General features: G+C 68.5%; 9 protein-coding genes. 7 read left to right on the top strand and 2 right to left on the bottom strand.

What is annotated here, in order from left to right:
- Positions 1-126: 126 nt before the first annotated feature.
- Entirely contained in the window at positions 127-1,563 is a 1,437-nt protein-coding gene (locus AC3WLY_RS23990; protein WP_492332723.1) for a DUF1254 domain-containing protein, read from the top strand.
- Positions 1,564-1,714: 151 nt separating this feature from the next.
- Positions 1,715-5,527, top strand: a complete 3,813-nt coding sequence (locus AC3WLY_RS23985; RefSeq protein ID WP_492309485.1) for a DUF748 domain-containing protein — start codon at positions 1,715-1,717, stop codon at positions 5,525-5,527.
- A gap of 57 nt (positions 5,528-5,584) precedes the next feature.
- On the opposite strand, the gene AC3WLY_RS23980 is transcribed toward AC3WLY_RS23985, so the two are convergent.
- Positions 5,585-5,806 carry a hypothetical protein gene (locus AC3WLY_RS23980; RefSeq protein WP_034181647.1) on the bottom strand — a complete coding sequence of 74 codons (222 nt, stop codon included), beginning with the start codon at positions 5,804-5,806 and terminating at the stop codon, positions 5,585-5,587.
- Between the two features lie 250 nt (positions 5,807-6,056).
- Between AC3WLY_RS23980 and AC3WLY_RS23975 the strand changes: the two genes are divergently transcribed.
- A complete protein-coding gene (locus tag AC3WLY_RS23975; protein ID WP_492309486.1) occupies positions 6,057-7,733 on the top strand; it encodes an alkaline phosphatase family protein in 1,677 nt (558 codons plus the stop codon).
- A gap of 108 nt (positions 7,734-7,841) precedes the next feature.
- On the opposite strand, the gene AC3WLY_RS23970 is transcribed toward AC3WLY_RS23975, so the two are convergent.
- Positions 7,842-8,738 carry a LysR family transcriptional regulator gene (locus AC3WLY_RS23970; protein WP_492309487.1) on the bottom strand — a complete coding sequence of 299 codons (897 nt, stop codon included), beginning with the start codon at positions 8,736-8,738 and terminating at the stop codon, positions 7,842-7,844.
- A 162-nt stretch (positions 8,739-8,900) separates the two neighbouring features.
- On the opposite strand from AC3WLY_RS23970, the gene AC3WLY_RS23965 reads away from it, so the two are divergent.
- Genes AC3WLY_RS23965 through AC3WLY_RS23950 form a run of 4 tightly spaced genes read left to right on the top strand, consistent with a single transcriptional unit; the run spans position 8,901 to position 12,757 of the window.
- On the top strand, positions 8,901-9,752 hold the full coding sequence (locus AC3WLY_RS23965; protein ID WP_492309488.1) for an ABC transporter permease: 852 nt from the start codon (positions 8,901-8,903) through the stop codon (positions 9,750-9,752).
- A gap of 7 nt (positions 9,753-9,759) precedes the next feature.
- Positions 9,760-10,791 (top strand): ABC transporter ATP-binding protein, encoded by a 1,032-nt coding sequence (locus AC3WLY_RS23960; protein ID WP_492309489.1) that lies wholly within the window; start codon positions 9,760-9,762, stop codon positions 10,789-10,791.
- Positions 10,792-10,827: 36 nt separating this feature from the next.
- Entirely contained in the window at positions 10,828-11,916 is a 1,089-nt protein-coding gene (locus tag AC3WLY_RS23955) for an extracellular solute-binding protein (protein WP_204422065.1), read from the top strand.
- Between the two features lie 10 nt (positions 11,917-11,926).
- Positions 11,927-12,757, top strand: coding sequence for an ABC transporter permease (locus AC3WLY_RS23950; protein ID WP_492309490.1), 831 nt, complete (start codon positions 11,927-11,929; stop codon positions 12,755-12,757).
- Positions 12,758-12,769 lie beyond the last annotated feature (12 nt).

Below are 12,769 nucleotides of genomic sequence, written 5' to 3'. Positions count from 1 at the left end.
TACCGGCCTGATACCAGCGCCCACCGTAGCGAGACGGTCATGCGGGCAAGCTGAGGTGCCTTGCGTTCGCCGTTCGCGAGTCGAACAAGGCGTTGACTGAAAAGAACGATATTCGGCCAGTAATCGATGATTGAAAACCTACGAGAATCCGTTTCTCCGCGGCGCGCGTGCGCGTCGCTGGTCATGGCGGCGTTGCTTGCGGGATGCGCGTCGCAACCCGATTCGATCCAGCGGAAAACCGGCTGGATGCGTGCGGAAGTCGCCGACTCCTATGTCTATGCGTATCCGCTCGTGCTGATGGACGTCGCGAAGGAAGCGGCGACGGGCGGCGACGGCGCGCAGCCGGGGCAGGCGCCGCTCAACACGCTGCGCCACGCGCAGGCGCTGCCGCCGGTCGGCGCGGTCAATCCGCCGCTGCCGGGCGTCGACACGCTCGACTCGACCGGCTGGCTCGACGTCGGCGCCGAACCCGTGATCGTCACGCTGCCCGACACGCGCGGCCGCTACTGGGACGCGCGCGCGCTCGACATGTGGACGAACGTGCTGTGGTCGTCGTCGGGCGTGCCGGCACGCGGGGCCCGCGGCGGCGCACGATCGCAAACGATTGCCTTTGCCGCGAAGGACTGGCAGGGCACGCTGCCGAAGGGCGTGCAGCGCGTCGACGTGCCGTCGGGCAATGCGTGGCTCGAAGTGCGGCTGCAGACGAGCGGCGGGCGCGATCTCACGAACGTGAAGAAGTTGCAGCGTGCGATCCGCGTGGTGCCGCTGTCCGTTTACACAGGCGCCGCGCGCGGCGCGTCGGTCGCGGTCCATGCGGGCAGCGCGCCGTCCGAAGCGGTGGGCGGCGGCACGCCGGCCGAGCAGGTGGCCGCGCTCGACCCGAAGGCGTTCTTCGCGCGCTTCGCGCAGGCGCTGCAGGACAACCCGCCGCCGGCCGACGACGCGCACGCGCAGGAATTGCTCGGCGACATCGGCGTGTCGGCCGGCTACCCGGTGCTGTGGACGGGCGACCGCCTCGCGGCCGCGACGGCGGGCGTCGCCGAGGCGCGCGCGCGGCTCGCGACGCCGCCGTCGAACCTGCTGAACGCGAACGGCTGGAGCTGGATCGGCGACACGGCCGGCAAGTACGGCCAGGATTACGCGCTGCGCGCATACGCGGCCTACACGCAGTTCGGCACCGCGACGCGCGACGACGAAACGCTCGCGGTCGTGCGCGTCGACAGCGACGGCCATCCGCTGAACGGCGCGAACCGCTACGTGCTGCATTTCGCGCCGGGCGCGCTGCCGCCGGTGCGCGCGTTCTGGACGCTCACGCCCTACACGACGAACGGCGCATTGCCCGACGTCGGCGCGGCGCGCCGCTCGCTCGGCGATCGCGACCGGCTGCGCCGCAACCACGACGGCTCGATCGACATCGTCGTGTCGGCGTCGCCGGGCGGCGCGTATGCGGGCAACTGGCTGCCGGCGCCGCGCACCGATTTCGCGCTCGCGTTGCGCCTGTACGCGCCGAAGCCGCAGGCAAGCGACGGCTCGTGGATGCCGCCCGTCGTCGTCCGGAAATGAACGGTTGACCGCCGCCGTTGTCCGACCCGCGGGCGCGGCGGCGGCGCCCGACCTCCGTACCGCCACCTCCTGAGCCTATACTTTCGGGATAGCGTGCACGGCCGCCCGGCTTTCCGGTGCGGCCCAGCATCCATTCCCGAGATATTCAAGCATGGCAAGCGCAGACAAAGAAACCGTATCCTCGACCCTCCATGCCCTCGGCGGCGTTGCACGCTCGCGCCGGACCCGGCGTATCGGCATCGGCGTACTGATCTTCCTCGTTTTATTCGGACTGCTCGGGTTCTTCGCGGCGCCGCCGCTGATCCGCCATGTCGCCGAACAGCAGCTGAGCAAGCAGCTCGACCGGCCGGCCACGATCCAGCGCATCGCGCTGAACCCGTACACGCTGAATCTCGAAGCCGACGGCATCCGCCTGGGCGAGCGCGGCGGCCAGGGCGACTTCATCGACATCGGCAAGCTCGTCGTGAGGCCGTCGTGGTCGTCGCTGTTCCGCGGCGCGCCGATCGTCAACGAAATCCGCGTCGATTCGCCGCGCTTTCACATCGTCCGCTACGACGCGCAGCGCTTCAACTTCACCGACCTGATCGAGAAGTTCTCGACGCCGTCCAAACCCGAAAGCAAGCCGACGCAGTTCTCGGTGTCGAACATCCAGGTGAACGACGGCCGGATCGACTTCGACGATCGCCTGCTGAACGAAAAGCACGTCGTCGACAACTGGACGCTCGGCATTCCGTATATCGCGACGCTGGCGTCGAAGACCGACATCTTCGTCGAGCCGAAGCTGCGCATGCGTTTCGACGGCAGCCCGATCGCGATCGACGGCAGGACCAAGCCGTTCGCGCAGTCGCGCGAGTCGGAGATCGCGCTGAAGTTCGACCGTCTCGACGTGCCGAAGCTGATCTCGTACGTGCCGGCGAAGCTGCCGGTGGCCGTGACGAGCGGCTTGCTGAGCAGCAACCTCGCGGTCAATTTCGTGATGAGCGGCGAGAAGCCCGCGCTGCGTGTATCGGGCACCGTCGACCTGAACGACGCGAAGGTGACGGACCATACGTCGGCGCCGCTGTTCGCCGCGCGCGGCGTGCACGTCGCGGCGGCCAGCCTCGAGCCGCTGCGCAATGCGATGCACTTCGACGAGATCCGGATCGACCAGCCGGTGGTCGACCTGTCGCGCGACAAGCAGGGCGTGCTGAACGTCGAGAAGCTCGCAGCGCAACCGGGCGCCGCACCGAAGGCCGAAGCCGGCAAGCCGGCGGCGTCGGGGGCCGCAGCCGCTTCTGGAATCGCCGCCGCGGCAGCCAGCAGTGCGAAGGCCGAAACCGCCGCCGCAGCAGCCAGCGGCGCGAAGGCAGAAACCACCGCTGCCGCGAAGGAGGCGCCGCCGCTCGACCTGACGATCCGTCATTTCGCGATCGACGGCGGCACGGTCAACGTCGACGACCGCGTGCCGGCGCAGCCGACCGCGCTGTCGCTGACGAAGCTCGCCGCGACGCTCGACGGCTTCTCGCTGCAGGGCAAGACGCCCGCGAAGTACACGCTGTCGACGTCGCTGTCGCGCGGCGGCGACGTGACGGCCGAAGGCGCATTCGATCTCGCGGCGAAGCAGGCCGGCACGAAGCTGACGGTCGCCGCGCTCGCGCTGCCGGCGCTGCAACCGTACCTCGGCGAGGCGACGCGCGCGCGCGTGCTCGACGGCACGCTCGGCGCGACCGTCAACGCACAGGCCGACTGGGGCAAGACGCCGCTCGCCGCGCAGGTCGCCGACAGCACGGTGAGCCTGAAATCGCTGAAGATCGCGACGCCCGACACGAAGGCGCCCGCGATCGTGCTGCCCGATGCGAGCGCGAGGATCACGAAGGTCGACGTCGCCGCGCGCACCGCGGAGATCGCGAGCGTCGACGCGAGCGGGCTCGCGCTCGACGTGAAGCGCCTGAAGGACGGCAAGATCGACCTCGCGGCGCTGGCCGAACCCGCGCAGGCGTCGGTGCCGCAGCGCACGGTCGCGCGCAAGGCCGCGGCCGCCGCGCCGTCGTGGCATTACCGGATCGACGCGCTGAACGTGAAGGATTCGTCCGCGAACTTCACCGATCTGTCGACGCCGCGCCCGGTGAAGCTGGCGATCAAGCCGCTGGAGCTGTCGGTGCAGAAGATCAGTGACGACATGACCAAGCCGCTGCCGGTACAGTTGAGGGCGACGCTGAACCGCAAGGGTTCGCTGAACGTCGCGGGCGACGTGACCGCGCAGCCGTTGAAGGTCGGCCTGAAGATCGACGGCAACCGCCTCGACGCGGCCGCGTTCGAGCCGTACTTCGGCAGCGCGCTGAACGCGACGATCGCGAGCGCGCTGCTCAACGCGCAGGGCAACCTGACGTTCGCGCAGGTAAAGGACACGCCGCGCGCCACCTATCGCGGCGATGTCGCGCTCGTCGACGTGCGGATGCTCGACAAGGCGACGTCCGACCCGTTCGCGGGCTGGCGCTCGCTCGCGCTGTCGAACCTGAAGGCGAACTACGACGAGAAAGGCACCGACGTCGACGCCGCGCGCGTGACGTTCTCGAACTTCTACGGCCGCGTGCTGCTCGATGCACAGGGGCGCCTGAACCTGAAGGACGTCGTCGCGAAGCAAACGGGCCCCGCGCAGTCGCTCACGCGTGACGCGAGCAAGGGCGAACCGGTGCCGCTGTCGCCGCAGGCCGCGTCGGCGCCGGCCGTGGCCCAGGCCGTATCGGCCGCGTCGGCGCCGGCGGTCGTGAAGGCTGCGACTCCGCCGCAGAACCCGGTGCGGATGCACTTCGGTCAGCTCGTGCTGCAGGACGGCCGCGTCACGTACACCGACAACTTCATCAAGCCGAACTACACGGCGAACCTGGTCGCGATCAAGGGGACGGTCGGTGCGTTCGGCACGGATTCGACGACGTCCGCGCCGGTCGATGTCGCCGCGAACCTCGCGGGCAACGGGCCGATCTCGATCAAGGGCTCGGTAAACCCGCTGATCGAGAAACCCGCGCTCGACCTCACGGCGACCGCGCACGACATCGAGCTGACCAACCTGACGCCGTATTCGGCGAAGTACGCCGGCTATCCGATCACGAAGGGCAAGCTCAACGTCGACCTGCACTACCAGCTCGCGAACGACCAGTTGACGGCGAACAACCACATCTTCATCGACCAGCTCACGTTCGGCGACCACGTCGAAAACGACACGGCGACGAAGCTGCCGGTGAAGCTCGCGATCTCGCTGCTGAAGAACACGCGCGGCCAGATCGACGTGAACCTGCCGGTGTCGGGTTCGCTGTCGAATCCGGAGTTCAGCATCGGCGGGCTGATCTGGCATGCGGTGCTGAACCTGATCGCGAAGGCCGTCACGTCGCCGTTCACGCTGCTCGCGAATGCGTTCGGCGGCGGCGGCGAGGATCTCGGCTACGTCGAGTTCGCGCCGGGTACGTACGCGCTGACCGATGCGCAGCAGCAGAAGCTCGACACCGTCGTGAAGATGCTGACCGAGAAGCCGTCGATCCGCCTCGACCTGATCGGCCGCGTCGATCCGGCGAAGGACACGCCGGGGTTGCGCGACGCGTACGTCGACCGGCTGGTGCGCCAGCAGAAGCTGAGGGACGTGGTCGGCCAGGGCGAGAGCATCGATCCGATGTCGGTGAAGGTCGAGCAGGCCGAATATTCCAAGTACCTGACGCGCGCGTACAAGGCCGCCGACTTCAAGAAGCCGCGCAACCTGGTCGGCTTGCAGAAGACGCTGCCCGATGCGGACATGAAGCAGGCGCTGGCCGATCACGCACCGGCCGACGACAACGCGCTGCGTGCGCTCGCGCAGCAGCGCGCGCAGGCCGTGCGCCAGTACCTCGAAGGAAAGATCGATTCGAGCCGCGTGTTCGTCGTTGCACCGAAGCTCGATGCGAAGGGCATCGAGGACAAGGGCGCGACGACCCGCGTCGACTTCGGGCTCCAGTAAGCCGTCGCTTCATCCGCTGCCGCCGCGCCCGCACCAGCCGGGCGCGGCGGCTTTTTTTCAGCGCGCGACGATTGCCGGTTCGCGCTTGTCCAGTTCCTTCCTCGCGGCCAGCGGCAGACGCGCGTCGTCCCACTGCGTCAGCCATTCGACTTCCTTCGCGGTGAATACCTGTCCGTAGTTGCGCAGCGCGTACTGCAGCGCGTCGACGACGTGATGGCGGATGATTTCGGGGGTGCGTGCATCGTCCAGCACGAACCGGAGAGCTTCCAGGGTCGACATAGTCGTGCTCCGGGTCAGGGAAAACCCTTTATTACACGCCAATAGTCGCGGGCCAAGTCGAAAAAAAATCCGGCCGCGCGCGCCGACGCACGGAGCGGACCGCATTGCGACCGCTTCATGTCGCTTGCGTTTGGTTACGTTTGACAGAGAACAGAAAGCCCCGCTTCATCCGACCGCCGCACGATCCGGCGATATTTTGCGCGCCTGATGGCAAGTCACGCAGTTCAACATCAATCGATGAGGTGGGGTGATGATTTCGTTCTTCGGTAAGCAGCGGAAGATGGCCGCGATGGTGGCGGGCGCGCTGGCGCTCGCAAGCATGGGCGCGTACGCGGCGCAGCAGGACGGCAACAGTCAGGGCGAGAACGGCGGCCATGCGCGCCGAGTCGTGAAGCACGTGCTGCTGATCAGCGTCGACGGCCTGCACGAGCAGGATCTCGCGCGCTGCATCGGTGCGAACACGTGTCCGAACATCGCGGTGCTTGCCAAGAGCGGCGTGACGTACGCGAATGCGTACACGCCTGGCCTGTCCGATTCGTTCCCGGGCCTCGCGGCGCTCGTGACGGGCGGCTCGCCGAAGACGGCCGGCCTGTTCTACGACGTGTCGTACGACCGCAACCTGTATGCGCCGAGCGACACGACGTGCTCGGGCAAGCAGGGCTGGAACGTCGTGTTCGACGAAACGACCGGCATCGACGCGATCAACGGCGGCAAGCTCGTGCACCTCGACGGCGGCGGCGCGTTCAACCCGCAAGCGATCCCGCATGCGCGCGTGGGCGGCCAGTGCGTGCCGGTCTATCCACACAACTACCTGAAGACCAACACGGTGTTCGAGGCCGTGAAGGCCGGCGTGCCGAATGCGCATACCGCGTGGGCCGACAAGCATGCGTGGGGCTACGACTGGCTGAATGGTCCGTCGGGCACCGGCGTCGACGACCTGATGCGCACCGAGATCAACTCGATCGACCCGGCGACGAACACCGAGTACACGGACGTCTACTCGCACACCGCGCGCTTCGACAACCTGCACGTGCAGGCGCTGATCAACCAGATCGAAGGCCGCGATTCGACGGGCACGAAGAGCGCGCCGGTGCCGACGCTGTTCGGCGCCGACTTCCAGACGCTCAGCGTCGCGCAGAAGTCGCCGGTCGCGAAGGGCGGCGGGTATCTCGACGCGGACTTCACGCCGAACGGTCAGGTCGCGAATGCGATCACGTATGTCGACAACTCGATCGGCCATGTCGTCGCGGCGCTGAAGCAGGCCGACCTGTACACGTCGACGGCCGTGATCGTGACGGCGAAGCATGGCCAGTCGCCGACCGACCACACGAAGCTCGTGAAGAACGGCGATACGCTGACGAAGCTGCTCGAAGCGAACAACTACCTCGACCCGAACGGCAACTTCGGCCAGAACAACACGTCGACGGGCAACCTGAACGACGGGTCGGGCCTGGTCGGCACGGGCTTCGTGCAGACCGACGACGTCGGCCTGATCTGGCTGCGCGACCGCAGCCAGCGCACGGCCGTCGTGCAGACGCTGAAGGCGAACCTGGGCTGCAACGCGCCGGGGATCTGCGCGGACGGTTCGCAGGCGTACATCCTGTACGGCGCGGCGCTCGCCGACCGCTTCGGCGATCCGGCCAACGGCCGCACGCCGGACATCATCGTCCAGCCGAATCCGGGCGTGATCTACACGTCGAGCACGAAGAAGGACGAGGAGCACGGCGGCAACGCGCCGGACGACAGCCACCTCGGCCTGCTCGTGTCGTATCCGGGCATCCATCGCGCGCGCACCGTGAACGATCTCGTCGGCACGAAGCAGGTCGCGCCGACGATCCTCGAGCTGCTCGGCGCCGATCCGCGCCTGCTGCATGCGGTCGTGGCCGAGAACACGCGCGTGCTGCCGGGGCTCGGTATCGGGCGTTGAGCGGGGCGGGCGGCGCGGCACTGCGGTGCCGCCCGGGCCTGCCCGGTCATGCCGCCCGGGCTTGCCCGGTTCCAGTCTCCCGAGCCTGTCCGGCATAGCCGGACAGGCTCATCCGCTCGCGCATTCGTCGAGCATCCATTCCCTGAAGCGCCGCAACGCAGCGCTCGTCTCCAGGCGCTCCGGCGCGTAGCACAGGTAGTGCCCTTGTGCGTCGACGTCGACGGGGGCGTCGAACGGTTCGACGAGCACGCCGGTCGCGAGATTGTCGACGATCAGGAAACGCGGCACGAGCGCGAGCCCGAGCCCGGCCTGCGCGGCCTGGATCAGCACCGAATACTGTTCGAAGCGCGGCCCCGACAGCGCGTTCATGTGTGCCGCGCGATGGCGTTCCGCCCACATGGACCATGCGATCTCCGCCTGCTCGTGCACGAGCCGCGGCGCGGATGCCGCGTCGGCCGGCGTGCGCAGCGCATGCCGCGCCGCGAATTCACGGGAACAGACCGGCACGAACGTACGGCCGTCCAGGTAATCGCAGCGCACGCCTTCCCAAGCGCCGTCGCCATAGCGGATCGCCGCGTCGAGTCCGAACGGAAACACGTCGCCGTGAGCCAGATGGCGGCGAAAACTCAGCGTGACGCCCGGCGCGCAGGCCAGAAAGCGCGCGAGCCGCGGCACCAGCCACTTCGTCGTGAAGGTCGGCACGCTCGCGATCGTCAGCAGATCGCTGTTCTCGCGCGCGCTCAGCAATTCGATCGACGCGTTGCCGATCTCGCGCAGCGGGCCGATCACGCGCGCGTGATAGACCTGTCCGGCCCGCGTGAGCGCGAGATTGCGCCCCTCGCGCACGAACAATTTGACGCCGAACAGCGTCTCGAGATTCGCGATCTGCCGGCTGACCGCGCTCGGCGTCAGGCCGAGCTCGCGGGCCGCATACGAGAAGTTCAGGTACTTCACGGAACTCGCGAACGCGTGCAGCTCCGCGATATTGGGAAACAGGTGCTTCACGGCGAACTATTCCTTGCGCGCACAGATCGATGCGGGCGTTGTACGTTTTTTTCATGACGATGCCATGTCGGATCCGCACACTGCGTCCGTCACGACAATGCATGCCGGCCCTGTCCGGCGGGCGTTGCGTGACCCATTCCGTATCCGTCAGCGAGTTTCGCCATGCATCCGCCATCCGCTCCGGCCCTTGCCGAAGCTATTCCGATTCGTCGTAACAAACGGCCGCGCGCGTTGGCGGGACGCCTGCTGCTGCAGGCATTCGTCGCGGCCTTCGCGCTGTACCTCGCGTTGCCGATCGCGCTGCTGCTGATCGGCTCGGTCGGCCAGTCGTGGACGAACACGCTGCTGCCGTCCGGCATCACGTCGCACTGGTTCGCCGATCTGGCCTCGAATCGCAGCTTTACCCGCGCATTCGGCGTGAGCCTCGTCGTCGCGCTCGCCTGTTGTGCGATCAATGCCGTGCTGGCGCTGCCGCTCGCGTATGCGCTGCATCACCGCGCACTGGCCGGCCGCGGCTTCGCGGCGCGCGTCGTGATGCTGATGCCGATCGCGGTGCCGGCGCTGACGCTCGGGTTCGGCTACATCGCGATCTTCAGCGGCGATGCGCTGCCGTGGCTCGGCACGCTGCCGCTGATGATCGCCGCGCACGCGGTGCTGACGCTGCCGTATCTGCTGCAGACACTGCTGAGCGACCTGCGCCACCTGGGCCTCGCCCATCTCGAGGCGTGTGCGGCAACGCTCGGCGCGACGCCGCTGCGGCAGTTCTTCACGATCGTGGTGCCGAACCTGCGGCACAGCCTGTTTTCAGGCCTCGTGATGGTCGCCGCGCTGTCGATCGGCGAATTCCAGATCTCGAACCTGATCGCGGGCTTCCGCTATCGCAACTATCCGATCGTGCTGCTGCAAGCGTTCTACGGCGCGTCGGGGATGGCCTGTGCGGCGACCGTCGTGCTGCTCGTCCTCGCCGGGCTCGCGACGCTCGCATCCGTCTTCACCGTGCAACGCCTGAAGTGAAACCGTCATGAGTCTCGATTTCGAAAACGTCAGCTTTCAGTATCCGGGCGCCCGTCACGGCGTCGACGCGGTCACGCTGTCCGCGGCCCAGGGCGAACTGCTCGCCGTGATGGGCCGCAGCGGCTCCGGCAAATCGACGCTGCTGCGCCTCGCCGCCGGGCTGCTCGACGGCTACCGCGGCCGCATCGCGATCGTCGGCCGCGACATGGCCGGCGTGCCGGTGTGGCAGCGCGAGATCGGGATGGTGTTCCAGCACTACGCGCTGTTTCCGAATCTGTCGGTCGTCGACAACGTCGGCTATGGCCTGAAGATGCGCGGCATGACGGCGGCACTGCACCGCCGCCGCGCGCTCGAGATGCTCGAACGCGTCGGCCTCGCGGCGCAGGCCGACCGCAGTACGGCGCTGTTGTCCGGTGGCCAGCAGCAGCGCGTCGCGCTGGCCCGCGCGCTCGTGATCGAACCGAAGCTGCTGCTGCTCGACGAGCCGCTCGCGGCGCTCGATGCCGGCATTCGCCACCAGCTGCGCGACGAGATCCGCGCGCTGCAGCGCGCGTGCGGCGCGACGACGCTGCTCGTCACGCACGACCAGGACGAGGCGCTCAGCATGGCCGATCGCGTGGCGATCGTCGACAGCGGGCGCGTGCTGCAGGCCGGCACCCCGCGCGACCTGTACGAGCGTCCGGCGACCGCGCAGGTTGCCCGCTTCGTCGGCCATTCGACGCTGCTGCGCGGCCGCGTGCTCGCGCACGGCGCGGTTGACGTGCGGTTCACCACGCTGTGCGCGGATACGGGCGCGCACCGGCCGGGCGACCCGGTCGACGTGCTGGTCCGGCCGGAACACCTGCAGCCCGATCCGCCAGAACACGTCGCGAACCGCATCGACGGCCGGGTCGGCGAGGTGCGCTATTTCGGCGCGACGCAGCGCTTCGACTTCGTGCCGGCCGGCGCGACCGACGCGCTGCTCGGCGAAGGGCGCGAGCTGCCCGCGCGCTGCGTGTCGATCGAGCCGCGCCACCTGCTCGTGCTGCCCGCCGCGTAAGTGCGGGCGACCCAATTCATTCAACGGAGAATCACGATGTCTGCACGCCGCCACTTCCTTCTTGCGACGCGCCGCCGCCTGTTGGCGCTCTGCGCGTTCGCGACCCTCGCGCCGGCGCTGGCCCATGCCGCGCCGCTGTATCCCGGCGAGGATGCGCTGTACGAGAAGGCCGCCGACGAAGGGCTCGTCGTGTCGTTCGACACGGGCCCGGAATGGGCGAACTGGAAATCGCTGTTCGCCGAATTCCGCAAGCGCTACCCGAAGGTCGAGATCACGTACAACGACATCGGCTCGGCGGCCACGGTCGTCGCGCTCGACAAGTCGCGACGTCGCCCGCAGGCCGACACCGCGTACTACTTCGCGGCGTCGGCGCTCGATGCGACGGCCAAGGACGTCGTCGCGCCGTTCAAGCCGGTCAATTTCGACAAGCTGCCGCCGGTGTTCCGCGCGGCCGACGGCCGCTGGTTCGCCGTGCATTCGCTGAACATCGCGTTGCTCGTCAACCGGAAGCTCGTGAAGAACGTGCCGCAGCGCTGGTCCGACCTGCTGAAGCCCGAATATCGCAATGCGGTCGTCTATCTCGACCCGCGCTCGACCGGGCAGGGGCAGGTCGCCGTGTTCGCCGCCGCCTATGCGAACGGCGGCAGCGTCGACAACCCGAAGCCGGGCGCGGAGTTCTTCGGCAAGCTGAAGCAGGCGGGCAACGTGCTGCGCGTCGAGGGGACGACGCCGTACGCGAAGTTCGTCAAGGGCGAGATTCCGATCCTGATCGGCTACGAGAACGACGGGCTCAAGGCCAAGTACACGGACGGCATGGGCGACGCGGCCGACGTCGTGATTCCGCAGGACGGCAGCGTATCGGCGCCGTACGCGATGAGTCTCGTGAAGAACGGCCCGAACCCGGCCGCCGCGCAGTTGTGGCTCAACCTCGTGATGAGCGATGTCGGCCAGGCGCTGTTCGCGCAGGGCTACGTGCGCCCGGCCGTACCCGGCACGCCGGTCGCGCAGGAGGTTGCCGCGAAGCTGCCGAACGCGCCGCAGGTGCGTCCGCTCGACGTCGCGAAGGCCGCGACGCGCAAGGCCGAGGTCGACCAGCTCTGGTCGCAGGCCACGCTCGGCAAGTAAGGGGAACGGGATGCGGGTCTCGTCCATGCAGCGCGGCGTCCTGCGCCGCTACGGCGCGGTGCCGGCGGCCGGGCTGTTCGCGGTGTGCTTCGCGCTGCCGCTCGCCGCGCTCGTCGGCGCCGCGTTCGACGGCGGCGGTCGTGCGTTCTCCGCGGTATTCGGCGATCCGCTCGTCGCCGACGCAATCGTGCGTTCGCTGGCGCTCGCGATCGGCGCCGGCACGCTGTCCGTCGCGGTCGGCGTGCCGGTCGCGTTCGTGCTGGCAGGGCAGTCGCCGGCGCGCCGCCGCTGGTCGCTCGCGCTGCTCGGCGTGCCGCTTGCGTTCTCCGGCCTCGTGATCGCGTACGGCTTCATCCTCGTGTTCGGCCGCGCCGGTTTCGTGACGACGCTGCTGGCGTCGCTCGGCGCGGACCCGACCGTGGTCGGCGGCGCGATCTACACGATGCCGGGGCTCGCTTTCGCGTACGCGTACTACCTGATCCCGCGCGTCGCGCTGATCCTCTACCCGGCGCTCGCGAATCTCGACCGGCGGCCGCTCGAGGCGGCGCTGACGCTCGGCGCACGGCCGTGGCGCGCGTGGTTCGACGTCGCGTGGCGCGAGCTGTGGCCGTCGATCGCGTCGGCGTGGTGCCTCGTCAGCGCGCTCGCGCTCGGCACGTACGGCACGGCGCTCGCGCTGGCCGGCACGCAGATCAACATCCTGCCGCTGCTGATGTACCTGAAGCTGTCCGACGGACAGACCGATTTCTCGCAGGCCGCCGTACTGTCGATCGTGCTGACGGCGCTCTGCACTTGTGTTCTTGCATTGGGGGAAGGACTTGCACGGCAACGACGTCATTGAATGGTCGAACCA

The sequence above is a fragment of the Burkholderia sp. FW306-1C-G01B genome (assembly GCF_058781685.1).
The sequence above is the reverse complement of the archived record's forward strand: the minus strand, read 5'-3'. Positions and strand labels throughout refer to the sequence as shown.